The sequence below is a fragment of the Granulicella pectinivorans genome, from assembly GCF_900114625.1.
GTDB classification, from domain to species: domain Bacteria; phylum Acidobacteriota; class Terriglobia; order Terriglobales; family Acidobacteriaceae; genus Edaphobacter; species Edaphobacter pectinivorans.
Genome location: NZ_FOZL01000001.1, coordinates 4,182,170 through 4,201,670, shown reverse-complemented (window position 1 = coordinate 4,201,670; position 19,501 = coordinate 4,182,170). Strand labels below are relative to the sequence as shown.

The window sequence follows — 19,501 nt, the reverse complement described above, 5'->3', positions numbered from 1 at the left end:
GATGACCCAGATCCTCTTTTATGTCGCGGTATCGGTGCTTCTGTTTTCGCTGGCGGTCCTGCTTCTGTCGCCGTTCTTTTTGAAGCCTTCGCCTGAGGCACGCCGTGTCCACGAGCTTGTCAGCAGTAACCGTGTGGACCAGCGGGTGCTTGGTCGTAAAGAGCGATTTCAAGAGGCAATCTCTTCTCTTTCCCAGGGAATGCGCAGCAAACTGAAGCTGCCGACGGATACAAAGTCGCTGAACCGGCTTGCGGCTGCCGGCATTCGCAACCCCGCAGCGCCAGACATCTTTATGGCAGCGCAGTTTCTGCTTCCGCTGGGAGCAGCGTTCGCGGCCAGCTTTATCCCGACAAATACTTTGTTCTGGGCAGTCTCCTCGGGCGGGGTTGCTTACCTGTTGCCGGGCATGTGGCTGACGCACAGGGTAGGACAGAGGAAGAAGAAGATTCGCAGCAGTCTTCCGGATGTGATCGACCTGCTTGTGATTTGTGTGGATGCGGGGCTGGGGCTGGATCAAGCGGTGATGCGCGTATGCGAAGAACTTGCTTTGAACAATCGCGAGATTCAGGAGGAGCTCAGCCGGGTGCAACTGGAACAGAGAGCCGGCAAGCCGAGGCTGGATGCATGGCAGAACATGGCGACGCGAGTGAAGGTCGATGAGGTGTCGGCGTTCACGAGCATGTTGGTTCAGACGGACAGGTTTGGAACGCCGATCGCGCGGGCACTGAGCGGATTCGCGTCGGAGTTGCGGGTGAAGCGGCGTCAGCGTGCGGAGGAGGCCGCCGCCAAGACGAAGATCAAGATCATCTTTCCGCTGGTCTTGTGCATCTTCCCCTGCCTGTTCATTGTTTTGCTTGCCCCCGCGCTGCTGGCGATCACGCGCAGCCTTGCGAATATGGGCAAATAACGGGTTGAAGGATTTTGAGAAAGGAGGTCACTCATGGACATGGAAACCACCATCCGAGTCGTTGCGGGAGCGCTGGCACTTGTTGTGCTTGCCATCATCATCTACCGCCGTGGAAAGAAGGAAGCTTAGTTCTCCAGGAGAGAAGCATGCGCAGGGTGCAGATTATCGATAAGGGCAGGAACACGGTGATTGCAGGAAACGTGGGGGTGGCCGACCATGGCTTCGCACGCATGCGTGGCCTTCTCGGTCGCAAATCGCTGGATGCAGGGGAGGGCTTGTGGATCAGGCCCTCCTCGGGCATACATACCTTTGGCATGTCGTTTCCGATCGATGTTGTCGGCCTGAACGCTTCGCTGACTGTTACGAAGCTTTGGAAGAATGTGAAGCCGCAAAGGATGACCACCCTGAAGTGGAACGTTCGGAGCGTGATCGAACTCCAGGCGGGCCTGATCGAATCTTCCGGGCTGAAGCTTGGAGATCAGGTGCTGGTCAAGGACTATGTTGCAGAGAGCGAGGCACGCTGACCGATGGCATCCCATGCCGCATTGAGAGAAGAAGGAGGACAGGCGCTGGTGGTCGTGGTCCTTGCGATGACCGTGATCATCTGCTTTCTGGGGCTTGCCATTGACGTCGGACATTTGCGCTATGAGAGGCATCGTCTGCAGAGTGCGACCGATGCCGCGGCGTTGGCGGCCGGGTTGGAACTTCGCATCTGCGGAAGTGTGCCCAATTGCCCCGCGATGCAGGCAGCCGCGACGAGTGCCATGACCGAGAACGGCTATACCGGGAGCACGCTGATTACCAATTGTTCGTCGACTGCCGGCACTGCGCTTACGCTGATGGTGAACAGCCCATCGTGCGCGCTTGGGGCGAAAGATCCGAATACGGGAAGCAATCGGTATGTCGAGGTCGTCGCTTCGGAGACGGCAAGGACGTATTTTGGACAGTTCGTTGGATTCGATTATGTGAAGCTCTCGGCGCGGGCCGAGGCGACGCGGAATCCGGGTCCCAACTGTATCTATGCCCTCGACCCGAGCGGGGCTCAAGCGATCGCCGTGCTGGTAGGCATCGCCGTTACGTCGAACTGCGGCATCGTGGATGAGTCCAGCTCAAGCCTGGCCATGACGTGCATTGTGGGTGCTTTCATCTCCGCGCCGAAGATCTCGGTGACGGGTGGCACCGGGAATTTGCTCTGCGGATTGTCAACCAAGGCCACGAAGGGTGTTCCTGTGCCAACGCCAGCCGATCCCCTGGCATACCTGCCTGCTCCTGCGAATGCAAATGGCGCATGCGGGACGAGTACAGGGAGTCCTTACAGAGGCTCAAGTACCGCTGTGAATCTCCTGCTTGCGGGAACGTACGTCTTCAACCCAGGGGTCTACTGCGGAGGCATCTCGATCACCGCGGGAGTGCTGATGAACGTCACGTTCAACCCTGGTGTTTATATCCTGAAGCAAGGGCCGGGCTTACTTGGCGTCACGCAGGGAGGTCTGACGATTACGCTGTCCTTGCTCTCCAATATCACCGGGACTGGCGTGACTTTTTATAACACCGGACCTTTCGGGGGGTACTCGATTACCGCGCCTGCGGCAGTTGGCCTGAGCAATGTGAATCTGTCAGCTCCAACCAGCGGGACCTATGGCGGCATGTTGTTCATGCAGGACAAAGGCAATACTTCGAGCGGCACCTTCGTTGCCAATCTGCTGCAGGGGAGCAAGCTCGAAGGAGCGTTCTACCTGCCGAACGCGTCCGTGGCCTATGGCGTCGGTGCGATCTCATCGAACTACAACATTCTTGTCGCCAAGGATATTGCCTTCAATGTGGCCGTTGCGAGCACGTTCGGGAACAACTATGCGGCGCTTGGAATCGGCTCACCCCTGAATGGGGATGCTGCGGTGCTGGTGGAATGATGAGGAAAGGTGTCTTTATGACGAGATTTCTACGCAGTCTGTATGCGAAGCAGCAAGGATCGACGGTGCTGGAGATCGCCCTGGTTCTGCCTGTGCTGCTTCTGCTGCTTGTTGGGGCCGTCGATTTTGGGCGTGCCTACTATCTCGCTCTGGAGGTCTCCTCGGCGGCGCAGGCCGGTGCGGGTTATGGGGCGCAGAATGCGACGGACACTGCGGGGATGGTGAGCGCCGCGAAGCGGGACGCGGCCGATATCACGGTGCTCGCGCCGGTGGCTACGTATGGATGCGAGTGCTCGGATGGTACGTCGCAGGTGGCCGGATGTGGCAGTGCTCCCTCATGCGCGTACAACGTCGTGAACTATGTGCAGGTCAATACGAGCGCGGTGTACACGCCGATTCTGCCGTATCCGGGGATAGGTTCCAGCTTTACCTTGAGGGCAGTCGCGCGGATGAGGGCTGCCCATTGAGAATCCTTTCCGGCATCGTACGTATCCAGTCGGGGAGGGAGACGCCCGCTCGCGGAGCCGCGCTTCTTCGTGGCGAATCGGGTTCAAGCCTGATCGAGTTTGCTTTTTCCCTGACCATTCTTCTGCTCTGCATCATCGGGATCCTGGATTGCTCGCGGCTTCTTTACCTCAATCATTACGTGGGCAACGCTGCTCGTGATGGGGTCCGCTATGCCATGGTTCGGGGCTCGACCTGGAGCGGCACGAGCTGTGCCTCTACCAGCACATTCAAGTGCGCGGCCACCAGCGCGAACGTGACAAGCTACGTGATTGCCTCGTCGCCCAGCGTCATGCCAACCGGGTCCGTTCAGGTTACGACGACATGGCCTGGCACGAGCGCTTCGGGGGGGAGCTGCGACACCTCATCCGGCGCGAACAGCCCGCGCTGCAGCGTGCAGGTGACCGTGAGCTACCCCTTCAAATTCCTGATCCCCTTCATCCCTAGTACCTCTTTGACGGTGAAGAGCAGTTCCATTCTCACGATCGCGCAGTAAGAACGACCGATCATCGCGCACGGCCACGGGCCTGCCGATTCGACGGAGGACATGATGCCGGAATACTTGTTGGCGATCGAGTTGAACGATGCGAATTCAGACGACTATAAGACGCTGCACCAAGCCATGCAAGCCGCAGGGTTCCACCGCTTCCTCGCGACGGCGGAGCATAGAAGCTGGATGGTGATGCCGCTTGCGATTTATCGCGGCTGGTCCTCAAAGAGCGTGAACGATGTCCTTGCGGTGGTGAAGGGGGCCGCGAACTCCACGGTCTGCCTGAATAAAGTCTATTGCGCGGCGGTGGAGTCTTCTGGCAGCAATTTTGACGAGTTTTGATTGGAAGGCTCACCGATCGGAGAGGTCGCCTCCGGACTCTGATGTGCGGTTGGGGTTTCGCCATTTAGAGTTAAGGGGAGGTGTTTGGCGAATGATTACGTTTGAAGAGCATGTGGTGCGGCAGCATCCGGAACTGGGTGCGGAGTTTGGGTGGGTGCTGAGTGGTTTGACGCTGGCGTCGAAGAAGATCGAGGCGCAGATCCGGTCGGCCGGGTTAAGCGGTGTGTATGGCGCGCAGGGCTCTGAGAATGTGCAGGGGGAGGCGCAACAGAAGCTGGATGTGGTCGCGAATGACGCGATGATGGAGAGTTTGGGTTCGCGGGCCGGTGTGGCTGCCTTGGTGAGCGAGGAGGATGAGGCTCCGGTGGCGTTTGACGCCGATGGCGGGAAGTATATTGTGATCTTCGATCCGCTGGATGGCTCTTCCAACATCGATGTGAATGTGAACGTGGGGACGATCTTCAGCGTTCATCGGCGGCTTGCTGATGGCTCACTCGATGCCTCGATCCTGCAGGAAGGAACGAAGCAGGTTATGGGGGGGTACGTGGTCTATGGACCTTCGACCGTGCTGGTTTATACCGCCGGGGATGGGGTGTATGGATTTACGCTCGATGCGGCTTCGGGTGCCTTTGTGCTGACCAACGAGGCGATGGTGATGCCCGAGCAGGGGCCTTATTACAGCGTGAACGAAGCGAACGCCGTGACCTGGCCGGAGGGCTTCCAGGCCTATGTGGAGATGCTGCGTACGGGCGGGTTGGGGATTGCCTATAGCTCGCGGTACATCGGAAGCCTGGTGGCGGATTTTCACCGCACCTTGCTGAAGGGGGGCGTGTTTTTGTATCCGCCGACGAAGAAGCAGCCGGGAGGCAAGCTGCGTTTGCTGTACGAGGCGAATCCGCTGGCGTTTATCGCGGAGCAGGCGGGGGGAATGGCGACGACGGGGACGGATCGGATTCTCGAAATTCAGCCGGGGAAGATCCATCAGAGGACGCCGTTTTGTGTTGGCAGCAAGAGGGAGATGGAGGCTTTGCAGGCGGCGGTTGGAGGCAAGGCTTGAGCACTGCGGAGAGGCTCTACTACAACGCGCAGGAGACGCTGGCGTTTGAGGCCGAGGTCACGGATATTCGTCTGGAATCGCGTAAGGATGGCGTAAACCGGTGGCAGGTTGCGCTGGACCGGACAGCATTCTATCCGGAGAGCGGCGGTCAGCCGTGGGATCTGGGCACGCTGGAGGCTGTGGCTCGGAGTGGAGCGCGGTTGGAGGTGCCGGTGCTGGCGGTGGTGGAGGAGGACGGCGAGGTGTGGCATGTCGTCGAGAAGCCACTGATGGCCGGAACGGCGGTCACCGGGCGGGTGGAGGCGGCGCGGCGGCTCGACCATATGCAGCAGCATACGGGGCAACATCTGTTGTCGGCGATCTTTCTGGCTGAGCTTGGCGCGGCTACGGTGTCGTTTCATCTTGGGATGGAGAGCTCTACGATCGATCTTGCCGTGAAGGAAGTGCCGGCTGCGGATCTTGTGCGGGTCGAAGAGATGGTGAACCGGTTGATCGGAGAAGACCGCCGGGTTTCGGCGTCGGTGGTGCTTCCGGAGTTGGCTGAGGAGATGCTGGCGCGGGGGCAGTTGCGGAAGCTGCCGGAGCGGGCTGGAGAGATCCGGGTTGTGGAGATTGAAGGGGTGGAATGGAACGCCTGTGGCGGCACGCACGTCGCTTCGACTGGCAGGATCGGCGGAATGGTGTTGCGGCGTACCGAGAAGGTGAAGCAGGGGATACGGGTGGAGTTCTGCTGCGGGTTGCGGGCGGTGCGTATGGCTCGTGAAGATTTTGCCACTACGGCTGAGTTGGGTAGGTTGTTGTCTACGGGCCCTGCTGAGCTGGTGGGCAAGGTTGGCGGTTTGCTGGACGAAGCGAGGGCAGGTGAGAAGGCCCGTTTTGCGCTTCTGGAAGAACTTGCCGGTCACGAGGCCAGAGCGGTTGTCCGCAACGGACGCGTGGTGGAGACCACAGCTCGCGATGTGAACTACGCGAAGCTCCTGGCGTGGCGCATTGCGGCCATGGGTCGGGTCGCAGTGGTCAAGGCGTCGGAAGGCGACCGTGCAACGTTCGTGATGGCTTCGTCGAGCGGGGTGGATTGCGGCGCGGTGATGAAGGGCGCACTGAGTGTGCTGGGTGCTCGTGGAGGTGGGTCGCCCACGATGGCGCAGGGGGCGGTGCCGGCCGTGGACGCGGAAAGGCTGGTGGAGCTTTTGCGGCTGGGGCTGGAAGATGAACGCGGAGGTTGAGGTGAGGGCGATCTGCTGTTACACTTGGAGACGTTCCCGAGGGCTACGGTTTGCCGCGTAGCGCCGGTGTGTTGGGGCTGTAGCTCAGTTGGGAGAGCGCCTCGTTCGCAACGAGGAGGTCAGCGGTTCGATCCCGCTCAGCTCCACCAAAAACTCAACAATTTAGGTCGGAGATCCGGGAATGAGAAAAGATCCCGGATCGGCGAAGGAACTCCAACGCCGGTAGGCGGCTTTTTCCTTGAGGGTACGCCCGCGATTCCACCTTTCTGAATGCCTCCCGCTTCTCCTCTTCTATCGCCTGCGGGTACATTCCCGGGTGTTTCCAGAGTTGGGTGACGCGTGAGTTCCATGCTGCGTGAAGGCTTGGGCCTGAGACAGCAGCAGGAATCTGCTGCCGCGTCCGGTAGGCTTCAAAGACGCAGGAGTTTGCGGATTTCAAAGCGGTACATGTCTTCGAACGTGCAGAACTCAGGTACACCCAGCTCAATGACAGGCGCGGTTGCCACGATGCGATTGACGTGGTGCTGCAACAGCTCCTGGTAAAGAGCCTTTTCTTGTGGCGTGAACGGAGCCATCTGATAGGCGATGGTGACGTGGAAGGCATAGGCCGCATGGTCTTTCGCGCGAAGGTTGAAGAGGCCCGCGAGGTCGTCGCGCAGCGCGCGGAGTTTGGCGTTCTCCGTATCATCGGCGGGTGAGATCCGAAGCGTGCAGGCGCGGCCATAGGCGAGGGTGTTGCGAAGATTCACCGAGACTCGGATGGGCATGGCACAGCGTGCCCTGAAGCCGGCGAACCGTTCCTCCATGATGCGGTTGCATGTATCGATGGGTGCGTCGAAGGGAATGTAGTCGGGCCAGGTTTCGCGGTTACGGGCCTGATCGTTGGGACACGAGAAGACGGTCATATGGAGGCTCTCGCCGGGAAGCACTCCAAGCTTCGAGGTGAGCGTACTCTTGCGGAGTGCGTCGCCGAACTCCACGATGGCGTCGCGGGTGCGGCACTGCTGCGGCAAGTGGCAGATGATGGTGCTGCCTGCGAAGGGCTTGACGTGGCCGTCGCGGCTGAACTTGAGGATGGTGTCCGTGGACGGGATCGCAGGGATGGGATCGTGATCCTGCGTCGGTGCCGCCTGGGCATGGATGCCATGGGGCAGAAGAGCCGCCAGGGAAGCGGCGTATGCGCCGAGAAGAAAGTCGCGACGATTGCGGATATCCAATGTGTGCTCCTTGTGCGTGGGGCCGAAAGGCAAGGAAATGGATCTGGGCGGCACTGGTGTTGCTCCGTTGCCGTCCAGATCCGTTGGTGTTCGTTCGTCAGAACGCGAGACGGAGAGCCAATTGCACTTGACGCGAAGGAAAGACGCTCGTGCTTCCGCTGAAGGTCCCAAAGCTTGCGTTGGGGCTCAGAACTCCGGTCGCGCTCACCGTGCCGATGTTGGTGCTGGGCGAGATGTAGTTGGTGGCGTTGAGGACGTTGAAGGCTTCCACGCGGAACTCAAGCGTCTGCCGATCGGTGAGAAGTGAGAACTTCTTGTGCGCCGCGAGATCGAGTTGCCCAAAGGCAGGCCCGCGCAGGTTATTCCGGCCTGCGTTGCCGAAGAGTTGAGCGCCGCCTGGACCTGATACGGCCGCTGGATTCAGGAAACCCGACAGTGCACTGGAAGACTTGATTAGCGTGCTTCCATAGACGGCCTGCGCATTGGTGACCAGGTTCGGACGAAGCGCGTATACAGAGCTTGTGGTAGACGCCACCTGGTTTGTATTGGCCGTGTAGGTCAGGTTGACGGGGACGCCACTCGTGACGATGTTGATGCCTGTGAGCTGCCATCCGCCGATGAGTTGTTGCTGCCATCCCGGGGCCGTGTTGCCCCAGTGGCGGCCATGGCCGAAGGGAAGATCCAGGATGATCGACGTGGTGTTGTTGAGGGGCTGATTGTATCCGGAGGGACCGCGGTCTCCGGCTATGTTGGCGATGTTGACGACTGCACCATCGCCATTGTTGGCCTCGAGATCGGCTGATGAGTTGTTGATGCCGCGCGACCAGGTGAAGGAGTTGATGAGGAAGAGACCGCCGGTAAAGCGACGTTCCAGCTTGGTTTGCAGCGAATGGTAGACGAGGAAGCCGGAGTTGCTCTCGGTAAGAATGTCGGTGAAGTTGGGGATGGGGCGTCGGTTGAGCAGGGAAGCGGTGCCGGTCGGAGTGCAGGCTCCGTTCGTAATTTCAGCCTGTGTGCAAAGTCTTGCCTGGTTGAAGTCTTCGAGTGCGGCGATATGTACGGCATGGTTGCCGACGTAGGACACCTCAAGCGTGGTCTTTCGTGGAAGCTGCTGCTGCACGGAGAGGTGAAAGGCCTGCACGTAGCCGTTCTTGAAGTCCTTTGGCGTGTAGCGAGTCTGTGCGCGGGTGGTGGTGAAGTTGCTTGGCCCGGCGAAGTTGGTCTGGTAGCCATCTTGCGTGCGGCGGAAGCAGGTTGTGGGATCCTGCGTGAGTGAGGTACAGATTCCCTGGCTCGGTGTCTGATTCACGGGAAGCGTGGCGCTGTAGTTATTGGGGCCGTTGTAAGCGAGAAGTCCTTCGCCGCCGAAGCGGAAGAGGTAGGCATAGCTGACGCCGTATCCGCCACGCACGACTGTTCCTGGAAGCGCCTGGTAGGCGAAGCCGACCCGCGGGCCGAAGTCCTTATAGTCGGGGTTGACGAGCGCGCGGTCCGCCAGTCCGCTTCCGCCGACGTAGTGCAGTTTATAAACGTGACCTGGAACCGTGCTGGTGACGTCCGCGCCCGTACCTGCCTGGATGAGCTGCTGGTTGATGGGATCGAAGTTGAGGATCTTGTTGTCCTGCTCGTAGTTGGGAGACATGAACTCGTAGCGCAGGCCGAGGTTGACCGTGAGGTTGTGCAGCATCTTCCAGTCGTCCTGGATGTAGCCCATGTGCCAGAAGCGCAGGTAATTCACCTCGTTGACGGCGTTCAGCGAATAGTTGTTGCGCGCGCCGAAGAGGAAGTCGGTCAGGTTCGCCGCCTGCGGCGTGGTAGCCGATCCGGTGGAGCTGAACTGTCCGGAGTAGGTGTCGGAGCCGAACTTCGGATGGAAGTCCGAGATGGCCTGAGCCAACCAGCCGTACTCGTATCCGATCTTCAGGCTGTGGCGACCTTTGACGAAAGTGTAGTTGACCTTGGGGTTCGCCTGCGTGGGGTTTGTGAATTGCGGGCTGGTGGCCTGTTCCCCGAAGGCGGTAAAGCCTGTGACGGACTGCGTGTTGAGGCCCCCGGTGTAGGTGGGGTCTTGCGGCACGTTGGGGATTCCGGCGAGCAGGTTGGGTTGTCCGATATAGGCTGGGCTCTTGCCGCTTGCGGTCCAGGTTTGTCCGAAACGCAGTTCAAGAATCGAGTTCGAGGAGAGAGCCCAGTTATATCCGGCTACGATCTGTCGAGTGCGTGCGTAGAGAGTTCCGTTGTTGTTTCCTCCGGCTGCTCCGGGAAAGCTGGGAGGCTGGAAGAACTGGACGGCGCGCTGGCTATAACGGAAGAAGCCGTTCTGGGTGGGGTTCAGGATGAAGTCGGCACGCGCGTCGCCCTTGTCGTCAGTCGTGGTGCTGGCAGGAAGATATTGGAAGTTGTTCGCGGTGAGGGCTGCCCCGGCGATGTTCGGGGTGGGAAGAAGCTTGAAGACTGCAAGGGCGACGGGATTGATGTTTGCGTCGCCAAGCGGAACCTGTCCGTTGGCATACACGACGTTGGTATAGGGATTCTTCACCGGGACAGCCTTGCCGGCCGCCGTACCATCCGTGGTGAACAGCCCCGTGAGTTCGGCCTGGGTGGGCAGAATGGCAGTCGTCAGAAGGTGTGCCACCGAACGGAGACCTTCGTAGTCCAGGAAGAAAAAGAGCTTGTCGTGAAAGACGGGACCACCGAGGGTTCCGCCGAACTGGTTCTGCACCAGCGTCGGCTTCACGCCCGTGCCGTAGAAGGGGCCGAAGGCATTCAATTTTGTGTTGCGCAGATAATCGTAGGCTCCGCCGTGGAAGATGTTCGTTCCACTGCGTGTTGTGGCATTGATGATGGCACCGCCGGCGCGTCCGTACTCGGCAGAGTAGTTGTCGGTCTGGACCTTGAACTCCTGGATGGCATCGGGCGAGGGCACCACCGCCTGGTTGGAGTACCCCTGGTTGGCCTCCTGGTAGGCGTTGTTGTCGATGCCATCGAGCTCAAAGTTGTTCGACTGCGAGGTCAGGCCGTTCACGTTATAGGAGGCGTCGCGGGGCGGGTTGGAGGCGACGGTTCCAAGCAGGGACTTGCGCACTCCGGGAACCAACGCGGCAAGGTCGGCGTAGGCACGCCCGTTCAACGGCAGCACGACGGCCTCGGCGCCCTGGATCGTTTGTCCTCGGTCGCTGCTGTCGGTCTCCAGTTGGCTTGCGGCACCGGAGACGGTCACATTCTGCGAGTCGAGCCCCAGGTGGAGTGTGAGGGACACACGCTGCCGTGCGCCGACGTTCACGCTGAAGGGATCGGTGGTCGCCTTGGCGAAGCCGCTCGCGGTGACCGTGAGGATATAGTCGCCGGGCTGAATATTGTCGAACTCATAGCTGCCGTTGGCATCCGTCGAGCGGACGCTGTTCGATCCCTTCGCGAGGCTGTGCAGCTCGACGCTCGCCGAAGCGATGTTGGCTCCGGAGGAATCAGTGATGTTGCCTAGAACTGTGCCGGCATCGAACTGGGCTTCGAGCGGAGTCACCCCGGCGAGGAGGGCAACAAGAAGGAGCAGCGTGAGTATGGGCTGGCGTTTGGCTAAGTGGAACAGGCGCATGGCGAGATTGTCTCCGGGATTGAGCTTCCGTCCATCGAACCTACGGCAGCATGGAAAACCAAACCAGGCAATTCGCAGCGACTTCGCTGTTAAACGGTGTAAGCTTCTCCCTATCAATTATTTACCTGCTGTTCATGGCTCAGGTTTAACCTTGGATTACCCCTTCAGAGCAACCCTTCTTCCAGGGCAGAGGTCAGGCCAGGAGACTCAATTTCCATGTCAAGTACCTTGAAAGATCCGGTTCATCTGTTGGAGATGGAGGATGATCCCCGCTGGCAACTCGTGCAACGCATCATCGTTTCCCCTTCGTTCGCGAAGACGGAACGCCTGTCCAGCTTCTTGACGTGCGTTTGCCAGTTGGCGCAGACCGGCCAGTTCCACAATATCAATGAGCAGTATCTTGGGGCGGCGGTCTTCGGTCGCAGCCCCGACTACGATCCGGGAGTGGACAGCATCGTACGCTCTCACGCCAGCCGCCTGCGCCACCGCCTGCAGCAGTACTTCACCCAAGAGGGTGCGGGGGAAGAGCTGGTCCTGACGATTCCAAAGGGTGGCTACGTCCCTCTCTTCGAGAGTCGACGTGCTCACCCTGACTTGCACGCCGCTGTGCCGCCTATCATGGACCCTCACTGGGAGCCGGTGGTTCCCGACGTGCGAGTTGTGGTCGAGCCTGCCTCACCCGCCGCTCCAGTTTCCTCGGTGGCGGGGAACAGGGCCGTCGTGGCGCTCAGCGCCGCCTTGTTGATCACGATGCTGCTGTCCGCCACCGCGATCGGTTATCTGCTCCTGCAACGCAGCCACGCGAAGCCGCCTGCCGCCGGTGCGTCGGAGAGTGTCCGTCTGTTTTGGGGAGAGCTCTTCAACGCGCATGAGAACACGGTGGTTGTGAACGCCGACAGCGGTCTAGTCATGTTGCAAAACCTTACCAAGAAACGCATCACCCTGGAAAACTATCTCAGCGGGGACTATCTCAAGGGTGTGCCGGCATCGGTGTTTTCGGCCAATCAGTCGCTCAATATCGGAACACGCCGTTATACCTCCATCGTGGATCTGACGATCGTCAGCCGGCTCTTTCGCATACCAGGTGCGAATCTGGAACGTGCCCAGTTTCGCTACGCGCGCGACCTGCGCATGGGTGAGATCAAGCAGGGCAATCTGGTACTTCTGGGGACATACGAGTCGACCCCATGGGTTCAGCTCTTTGAGCCTTCGATGAACTTCTACTTCCGCAACGATCTTTCGTCAGGCCACTTTGCGGTCTATAACCGCAATCCGAAACCGGGAGAGCAGGAGACGTACGTCGTCACCGCAAACGATCCGGAACATACTGTATACGGAGTCGTAGCGTACCGGCCCAGCCTGAGCGGGTCCGACAAGGTGCTGATCCTCGAGGGCCAGTCGATGGCAGGCACGGAGACCGCTTCCGATTTCGTCTTCGACGATGGCTACCTGTTGCCCTTCCTGCGTTCGATCCGCAGGCCCGACGGAACTATCCCTTTCTTCGAGTTGCTTCTGCGCTCGAAGAGCATCAGTGCCGAGGCGTCGAGGCTGGAGATTGTGGCGTATCGCACCGAAGGTTCTTCAGGTCACTGATCCTTCGGGAAGCGGTGTGTGCCTGCCCCTGGAAGAGGTGGACAGGAGTCCCGCATACCGGCGTCCAGAGGCGTGGGGGCTCTCCAAGTCGCACACGGGCAGCGTGATGGTCACGGTTGTGCCCTGACGGTGTGCGCTGCGGATGGAAATTTCGGCGTGGTGGGCATCCGCAATCCAGCGGGCGATGGAAAGGCCCAGACCGCTACCCTCTATCTGGCTGCGGGATGGGTCGGCACGGTAGAAGCGGTCGAAGACGTATGGCAGATCTTCCGGGGAGATCCCCATGCCGGAATCCTGGATGCGAATGATGGCTTGCGCATCGTCTGTCGTGATTGCGACGTCGATGGCAGCTTTGCCATCGTTATATTTCAGGGCGTTGTCGAGGACGATCCAGAGCATGCGACGGAGGCTGGTGGCATCGCCCTGCACCCAGACGGGGGTGGTGGAGAGATGGATGGTGTGGCCCTTTTCTGCTGCGATTCTGCGTGCCATGGAACAGGTCCCCTCGACGAGGGAGGCGAGCTCAAGGGGTACGAGGGATTTGTCGAAGGGCTCGGCATCGGAGCGGGCTAGAGTGAGCATCTGCTCCAGGACGACGGCGGCCTTGGCCGCTTCGTCGACGATGTCCTGGAATGACTGGCGGCTGGATTCGTCGATCCGGGGGTTGCGGAGGGCTACCTCGGCGACGGTGCGGGCAAAGGACAGGGGGCCGCGGAGTTCGTGCGAGGCGTCGGCGGTGAACTGCTTGATGGTGCGGACGGAGGATTCGAGGCGGGCGAGCATTTCGTTGCAGGTTTCGGTCAGGCGCTCAAGCTCGTCGCCGCTGTGGTTGACGGGGAGGCGCTCTGAGAGATTGCCGATGCTGATGGAACGGGCGGTTGCTGTGATGCGATCGACGGGGCGGAGGGCGCGGCGACTCATCCAGTAACCGCCGGCGGAGGAGACGAGGAGAAGGGCTGGGATCCAGGCGAGGAGTCCCCGCCAGAAGTCGTGCAGAAGAAGGAGATTACCGGCGTCCGGGGCGGCGAGGCCGATGTACGCCTGGGTTCCTTCCGCGATGATGGGACGGATGAGCACGGAGTAGGACTGGTCGCCCAAGTGGACATGAAGGAAGGTCTCCGGTTGGCCGTTGGAGATGGCTGGCCAGGGGAAGGATGAGGCTGCGGAGGAGGGCGAGGGGTAGACGGGTGTGTTGTCGGTGCGGACGATCTCAGCGAGCCCGTTCCCGGTGGCGTGGGCGAAGTCGCGGAAGTCCTGGACGGGATCGGCGTCGGTGTTGCGCTGGTCGCGGCGCAGGAGATCTTGGAGGCGGTCGGCGCGGCGTGAAAGGGTCTGGTGGCGTTCGGCCGTAAGCGTGCTTTTGAGGTGGAACCACATGACAGTGCCGAAGATGACCCAGCCGCAGAAGAAGATGGCGCCAAACCAGAGGGTGAGGCGCAGGGAGATGGAGACGTAGTTCTTCATCCCTATGCGGAGCGCAGCGAGTAGCCTACGCCGCGTATGGTGTGGAGCAACTCTTCTTCGCCGGGCTGTGTGATCTTCGCACGGAGGGCGCGGATGAAGAAGTAGAGGTTGTCGTGGTTTGCTTCGCCGTCATCGCCCCAGCCTTCGTCGAGCAGAACTTCATGGGGCACAACAGTGCGGGCGCGGCGCATTAGGGTTTCGAGGAGTGCGCACTCGGTGCGGGTGAGAGTGGCGACGCGTGAGCCGCGTTCGAGCTCGAAGCGATGGGGACGGAGGGTGAGGTCGTGGAAGGTGACCTCTTGCGGGGCCTGGGTGGGAAGGCGACGCTCGGCGGCACGGACCTTGGCGAGGAGGACATCAAGAGCGAAGGGCTTTGTGACGTAGTCGTCGGCACCGGCGTCGAGACCGCAGACGATGTCCTGCATGGAGTCGCGTGCGGAGGCGATGATGGTCTGGGTAAGGAGGCGGTCTTCGCGCATGGAACGGATGACCGAGAAGCCGTCGCGCCGGGGGAGCATGACGTCGAGAAGAAGAAGATCGAAGGCATTGGTGCGGCCGAGGCGCAGAGCCTCGTCGCCGTCGTAGGCGAGGGTGACGCTGTGGCCTTCGCCTTCGAGGGCACGACCGAGATGCCCGGCGAGGGCGCGTTTGTCCTCCGCGATGAGGATGCGCATAGGGGTACTTTATGCCTTGTTCTGTGAACATCCGGTGAAAACGGCGAAGTGTTTGGAGCTTCCTCAGATTGGGCATAGAGACGACTGCCATACTCCGGCCTGTTCCCCACTCCGCTGCCTTGCGCAGCTATTTCCCCGAGGAAGAGGTCTTATGTTCGTCGCTTATCGTCTTCGCCACGCATTGCTGTGTTTTACGATTCTGCTTTTGACGTGCGCTGGATTCGCGCAGAATGCCAAGGCCGTGATCAGCGGTGCTGTGCTGGATCCAAGGGACGCCGGCGTGACTGGAGCGCAGGTGCAGCTTGCGCCCACAGGCGTGACCGCCGTGTCGAATAGCGTGGGCGCCTACACGCTGCCTGCCGTGCCCGCTGGCCACTACACGCTGTCCGTCTCGTATGTCGGATTTGCCACGCAGAAGACGGAGGTGGACCTCACTGCCGGTCAGGCGCTGGACCTCGACCTGAGATTGAAGGTCGCGTCGAACAGCGAGGAGATCCTTGTGACGGCGGATCGTCCACATGGCGAGGCTGAGGCCATCAACCAGACGCGCAACGCGGACAATATTCTGCAGGTGCTACCCGCAGAGATCATTCGCTCGCTGCCGAATGCGAACGTGGCCGATGCGATTGGCCGTCTTCCCTCCGTGACGCTTTATCGCATTGAGGGTGAGGGCGTTTATATCCAGGTGCGCGGCACGGAGCCTCGTCTGACGAACGTGACGGTGGATGGTGTGACACTGCCTTCTCCTGAGCCTACGGTGCGGCAGGTTCGTCTGGATGTGCTGCCCTCGGACCTTGTCGATGCGGTGGAGTTGAACAAGACGCTTTCGGCAAACCAGGATGCCAATGGCATTGGCGGGTCTGTGAATCTGCGGACCAAGGAGGCCGGTGAGACGCCGACGATCAACCTCTTTGGCGATGGCGGGCGCACAAATATTGAGAACGGACGAGGCTCGTACGACTATGGCGGGACGGTCGGCAAGCGGTTTGGGACGACGAAGCGGTTCGGCATATTGGCGAACGGCGCGTTTGACTATAACGGTCGCGGCATCGACAACATTCAACCATCTTTGGATCCGCTCTCAACGTTTTCCGCGCCGTTCTATGACAACAATACGATCCGCGAGTATCGCTACTATCGCAAACGGTACGGGTTCGCCGGCAGTGCGGACTATAAGTTTTCGGACAATGTGAGCGTCTACGCGCATGGCATTTATTCGGACTTCAAGGACTGGGGAGATAAGTGGTACGTGTCGCCGGTGTCGACGCCGCTGACGTGCTCCTCGAAGGTTGTGGGTGGATGCAATAACGGAGCCAATATCGTTGCGCCCAGCCCTACCGTGGCGTCTTCGGCGCCGAAGTTCTACACGTCTTCGAAGCGGCCGGACTCGGCGGTGAGCGACCTTATCGTCGGTGGACGCGACTACCAAAGTAACTACTGGCTGCTTTGGCAGGGGTCGGCTGCCCGGTCGTATGAGAACAGCTCGGCAGGTAATCCGAAGGCGGACTTCTCGTGGATCGGTCCTTCGGTGTTCTGCAACTTTCAACCCAGCGCTCAGGCGGACCTGTATCATCCGACTTTCGGCAACTGTGATAGTGCAGGCTCTCCTTTACAAAACCCCAACAACTTCATCTTGAAGGACGTTACGACGTCGAAGGGATTGACCGCGCAGCTCGATCTGACTGCTTCGCTGTCGGCGGGGAAAAACTACAACCTTGGCGATCACTTCGGAACGTTCGAGGCGGGGTTCAAATTCAGCAACGCGCATAAGTACCAGAACGCAACCGAAAACGTCTACGATGGCTGGTCAACGAAGGCCGGTTCGGGTACGCCGACTATCGCGCAACTCCAGAGCAGCTTCGTAAACACAGACTTTTATAACGGACGTTACTTCGGCGGCAACTACGGGCCCGTATCCGATTTCAACCTGGTTCAGGCTTACACGTTGCAGAACTACTCCGGTTATCTCGACGGAATTAAGACTGCTGCGGCGACGTATCCCAACCTCTTTCATACGATTGAGCGCATCACGGCTGGCTATGCGATGAACACCATCGACTTCGGCAAGCTGCATGTGCAGACAGGCGTGCGCATTGAGGCGACGAACATGGATGCGTTCGGGTACAACGTCACGTTATACAAGGCGGGGGATCCGCATTGCGGAGGATCGAGCAACACGGGCTGCGGTGTGCCGATCGGCATCTCGAGCACACCTTCTTACATCGATGTGCTGCCCAGCATTCAGGCACGTTACCGGCTGACACCCGACTCCGCGCTTCGTGCTGTCTTCTCGCGGGGCATCGCACGTCCCGATGCCTATCAGCTTGTCCCCTACATCACCGAGGATAGCTCGGCGAGTCCTGTCGCAGTGACCATCGGCAACTCCAACCTCCGGCCGGAGCATGCGAACAGTTACGACCTGCTCTATGAGAACTTCCTTCGTCCACTCGGCATGGTGCAGGCCGGATTCTTCTTCAAGCAGCTCACGGCACCACAGCTTCTGACCACCATCTCCGGCGGCTTGAGCCTCTCGAATTTTCCCGCGGGCTACTTTCCCGTTGCGGTACAGAACGCGATTGCTCAGTATCCGGGCGATGCGATCACGCAGTACGTCAATGGACAGAACGCATACCTGTACGGGTTTGAAGTCAGTTTCCAGCAGCACCTCAGCTACCTCCCGGGCGTGCTGCGCGGCCTTGGTGTCTCGGCCAACTACAGCTATACGGCTTCGCAAGAGAAGGGCGTGCCGCTACGCACCGATCATCCTACGCTGATCGACCAGGCTGGCAATACCTTCAATCTGAGCCCAACCTTCGATACCAAACGCTTCTCAGCGCGTGTCGGACTTGCCTACAACGGCAGCAGCCTGTTCAGCTACAACTGGATCTCCCCGACGCTCGTCAGTGGGGCAGATCCAAGCGGACTCGGACCGAAGGGACCATCGGGAGACGTGTACACGCTGCCTCACTTCCAGGTCGATGCTCAGGCTACGTATCGCATCTACAACGGTTTGAATGCCGTGATCTCGGGGCTGAATCTTAACAATCAAGTCTTCGGTTACTACACGGGCAGCACGCAATTCGTGAACCAGCGCGAGTACTACAAGCCGACGTTCAGCGGAGGCTTCCGCTACAACTTCGCGAAGAAGCGCTAACCACCTGTCGAGGCAGCCAGCGGTGGCTGCCTCGATCTGTCTCCGCGCGTCGTTCAACACTCTTACAAGGAAACTCATGGCAAAGCTCTTCGCGATACTGGCTGCTGTATTTGCTCTCCTCACTCCTGCTCTTTTGGCGCAGAGGGGCTCCGCAACCACGAACGCCGACCTCAAATTCGTGGTGTATTTTAGCCGTCATGGAGTTCGCTCTCCAACTGGGAAGGCGGCACAGTATGACAAGTTTTCGAGTGCCGCATGGCCCACTTGGCCGGTGGCTCCCGGTATCCTTACGCCCCATGGATACCGGCTGATGGAGTTGTTTGGCGCCTATGACCGGCAGAAGCTGGCGCAGCAAGGATTGTTTGCGGCCGCGGGATGCGAGGCGGCAGGTCATGTGAGCTTCTACGCCGACTCCGACCAGAGAACGCGGGAGACGGGCAACGCCCTTGCGGCAGGGCTCTTTCCTGGGTGCGGGATCGCTGTCAGTTCGCGTGAGGAGGGAACGAATGATCCGCTGTTTCATCTTCCGTCTGAGGAAGTAGCCCGTGCAGACAGCGCCCTTGCCGTCGCGGCAATCGCGGGGCGTATTGGTGGAAGTGCAGGAAACCCAACGGAGGCTTATCGGGCGCAGATCGCCACCTTCGATCACCTGCTTGGTACGTGCGGGAAAACGGCAGCGTCAGCAAAGCGCAGTTCTTTGTTCGATGTACCGTCCACGCTCGAAGCCGGACAAGGCGATCACCTTGCGGAGCTACGCAGTCCTCTCAACACGGCTTCTACCCTGGTTGAAAATATTTTGCTCGAATATACCGAAGGCATGGACAAACAGCAGGTTGGCTGGGGCTGCGCGGATGGTGCGACCATTCGTTCGCTGATCGCTCTGCATACCGCCGCGACCGATTTTACGCAGCGGACACCGGCGATTGCTAAGTTGCAAGCCTCGAATTTGCTTAAACAGATTGAGGGTGCGATGCAGCAGGCAGTTGAGCAGCATCCGATGCCGGGAGTTTTTTCGAAGCCCACGGATAAGGCCTTGTTTCTCGTCGGGCACGATACGAACATCCTGAATATGGCCGGAGCATTGAACCTCACCTGGATTGCGGACGAGCGGCGCGATGACACGGCACCGGGCAGCACACTCATCTTCGAGCTATGGAAGGGGCGCGATACGGCAGCTTATACGGTGAAGGTCTTCCTCAGCGTGCAGACGTTGGAGCAGATGCGCAATACGACCGTGCTTACGCTGGATGCGCCCCCGGAGCGTGTGCCAGTATTCCTGCCGGGCTGCAGCCGTGTAGACTTTTCCTGTTCGTGGTCTGACTTTATGCGAACGCTGGAAGACGTTCAACGATGAGTGGTGCTTGAATCAGA

Annotated in this window: 15 protein-coding genes and 1 tRNA gene; 12 read left to right on the top strand and 4 right to left on the bottom strand. The window is 59.8% G+C overall.

Annotation, left to right across the window (positions count from 1 at the left end; genetic code table 11):
- The first annotated feature begins 1 nt into the window (after window position 1).
- The 9 genes from BM400_RS16850 to BM400_RS16810 all read left to right on the top strand — a co-directional run bounded on the left by BM400_RS16850 (window position 2) and on the right by BM400_RS16810 (window position 6,585).
- Window positions 2–907 (top strand): type II secretion system F family protein, encoded by a 906-nt coding sequence (locus BM400_RS16850; RefSeq protein ID WP_089840929.1) that lies wholly within the window; start codon window positions 2–4, stop codon window positions 905–907.
- A 146-nt stretch (window positions 908–1,053) separates the two neighbouring features.
- On the top strand, window positions 1,054–1,431 hold the full coding sequence (locus tag BM400_RS16845; protein WP_089840927.1) for a DUF192 domain-containing protein: 378 nt from the start codon (window positions 1,054–1,056) through the stop codon (window positions 1,429–1,431).
- 21 nt (window positions 1,432–1,452) lie between these two features.
- Window positions 1,453–2,817 carry a pilus assembly protein TadG-related protein gene (locus BM400_RS16840; RefSeq protein ID WP_245781929.1) on the top strand — a complete coding sequence of 455 codons (1,365 nt, stop codon included), beginning with the start codon at window positions 1,453–1,455 and terminating at the stop codon, window positions 2,815–2,817.
- Window positions 2,818–2,834: 17 nt separating this feature from the next.
- Complete coding sequence (locus BM400_RS16835; protein ID WP_245781928.1) at window positions 2,835–3,284, top strand: TadE/TadG family type IV pilus assembly protein; 450 nt, start codon at window positions 2,835–2,837, stop codon at window positions 3,282–3,284.
- Window positions 3,281–3,817 carry a TadE/TadG family type IV pilus assembly protein gene (locus BM400_RS16830; RefSeq protein WP_089840924.1) on the top strand — a complete coding sequence of 179 codons (537 nt, stop codon included), beginning with the start codon at window positions 3,281–3,283 and terminating at the stop codon, window positions 3,815–3,817. Before BM400_RS16835 ends, BM400_RS16830 begins: the two co-directional genes overlap by 4 nt.
- A 51-nt stretch (window positions 3,818–3,868) precedes the next feature.
- Entirely contained in the window at window positions 3,869–4,153 is a 285-nt protein-coding gene (locus tag BM400_RS16825) for a hypothetical protein (RefSeq protein WP_089840921.1), read from the top strand.
- A 91-nt stretch (window positions 4,154–4,244) separates the two neighbouring features.
- Entirely contained in the window at window positions 4,245–5,210 is a 966-nt protein-coding gene (gene fbp, locus BM400_RS16820) for a class 1 fructose-bisphosphatase (protein WP_089840919.1), read from the top strand.
- A complete protein-coding gene (locus BM400_RS16815; RefSeq protein WP_089840916.1) occupies window positions 5,207–6,436 on the top strand; it encodes an alanyl-tRNA editing protein in 1,230 nt (409 codons plus the stop codon). Before fbp ends, BM400_RS16815 begins: the two co-directional genes overlap by 4 nt.
- A gap of 73 nt (window positions 6,437–6,509) precedes the next feature.
- A tRNA-Ala gene (locus tag BM400_RS16810) sits at window positions 6,510–6,585 on the top strand.
- Window positions 6,586–6,846: 261 nt separating this feature from the next.
- Here the strand turns inward: BM400_RS16810 and BM400_RS16805 are convergent.
- A complete protein-coding gene (locus BM400_RS16805; protein ID WP_175529084.1) occupies window positions 6,847–7,653 on the bottom strand; it encodes a DUF1868 domain-containing protein in 807 nt (268 codons plus the stop codon).
- 97 nt (window positions 7,654–7,750) lie between these two features.
- Window positions 7,751–11,245 (bottom strand): TonB-dependent receptor, encoded by a 3,495-nt coding sequence (locus BM400_RS16800; protein WP_089840912.1) that lies wholly within the window; start codon window positions 11,243–11,245, stop codon window positions 7,751–7,753.
- Window positions 11,246–11,461: 216 nt separating this feature from the next.
- On the opposite strand from BM400_RS16800, the gene BM400_RS16795 reads away from it, so the two are divergent.
- The gene (locus BM400_RS16795; protein ID WP_089840909.1) at window positions 11,462–12,838 is read left to right on the top strand and encodes a hypothetical protein; all 1,377 of its coding nucleotides are present in this window, start codon (window positions 11,462–11,464) and stop codon (window positions 12,836–12,838) included.
- Here BM400_RS16795 and BM400_RS16790 read toward each other — a convergent pair.
- Together BM400_RS16790 and BM400_RS21770 are read right to left on the bottom strand one after the other, a co-directional pair.
- Window positions 12,827–14,302, bottom strand: coding sequence for a sensor histidine kinase (locus BM400_RS16790; protein WP_089840907.1), 1,476 nt, complete (start codon window positions 14,300–14,302; stop codon window positions 12,827–12,829). The two genes, BM400_RS16795 and BM400_RS16790, sit on opposite strands and share 12 nt — an antisense overlap.
- A 2-nt stretch (window positions 14,303–14,304) precedes the next feature.
- Window positions 14,305–14,976: a response regulator transcription factor gene (locus BM400_RS21770; protein WP_141223981.1), complete on the bottom strand. Its 672-nt coding sequence runs from the start codon at window positions 14,974–14,976 to the stop codon at window positions 14,305–14,307.
- A gap of 151 nt (window positions 14,977–15,127) precedes the next feature.
- Here BM400_RS21770 and BM400_RS16780 point away from each other — a divergent pair, with 151 nt between their 5' ends.
- Both BM400_RS16780 and BM400_RS16775 read left to right on the top strand, forming a co-directional pair.
- Window positions 15,128–18,130: a TonB-dependent receptor gene (locus tag BM400_RS16780; protein WP_175529083.1), complete on the top strand. Its 3,003-nt coding sequence runs from the start codon at window positions 15,128–15,130 to the stop codon at window positions 18,128–18,130.
- A gap of 76 nt (window positions 18,131–18,206) precedes the next feature.
- On the top strand, window positions 18,207–19,484 hold the full coding sequence (locus BM400_RS16775; protein WP_089840902.1) for a histidine-type phosphatase: 1,278 nt from the start codon (window positions 18,207–18,209) through the stop codon (window positions 19,482–19,484).
- Window positions 19,485–19,501 lie beyond the last annotated feature (17 nt).

Bases quoted from the DNA above. Each gene is read 5' to 3' on its own strand.
- BM400_RS16795 (WP_089840909.1), top strand. From the start codon at position 11,462: ATGTCAAGTACCTTGAAAGATCCGGTTCATCTGTTGGAGATGGAGGAT.
- BM400_RS16790 (WP_089840907.1), bottom strand. From the start codon at position 14,302: ATGAAGAACTACGTCTCCATCTCCCTGCGCCTCACCCTCTGGTTTGGC.
- BM400_RS16845 (WP_089840927.1), top strand. From the start codon at position 1,054: ATGCGCAGGGTGCAGATTATCGATAAGGGCAGGAACACGGTGATTGCA.
- BM400_RS16800 (WP_089840912.1), bottom strand. From the start codon at position 11,245: ATGCGCCTGTTCCACTTAGCCAAACGCCAGCCCATACTCACGCTGCTC.
- BM400_RS16775 (WP_089840902.1), top strand. From the start codon at position 18,207: ATGGCAAAGCTCTTCGCGATACTGGCTGCTGTATTTGCTCTCCTCACT.
- BM400_RS21770 (WP_141223981.1), bottom strand. From the start codon at position 14,976: ATGCGCATCCTCATCGCGGAGGACAAACGCGCCCTCGCCGGGCATCTC.
- fbp (WP_089840919.1), top strand. From the start codon at position 4,245: ATGATTACGTTTGAAGAGCATGTGGTGCGGCAGCATCCGGAACTGGGT.
- BM400_RS16835 (WP_245781928.1), top strand. From the start codon at position 2,835: ATGACGAGATTTCTACGCAGTCTGTATGCGAAGCAGCAAGGATCGACG.
- BM400_RS16850 (WP_089840929.1), top strand. From the start codon at position 2: ATGACCCAGATCCTCTTTTATGTCGCGGTATCGGTGCTTCTGTTTTCG.
- BM400_RS16780 (WP_175529083.1), top strand. From the start codon at position 15,128: ATGTTCGTCGCTTATCGTCTTCGCCACGCATTGCTGTGTTTTACGATT.
- BM400_RS16825 (WP_089840921.1), top strand. From the start codon at position 3,869: ATGATGCCGGAATACTTGTTGGCGATCGAGTTGAACGATGCGAATTCA.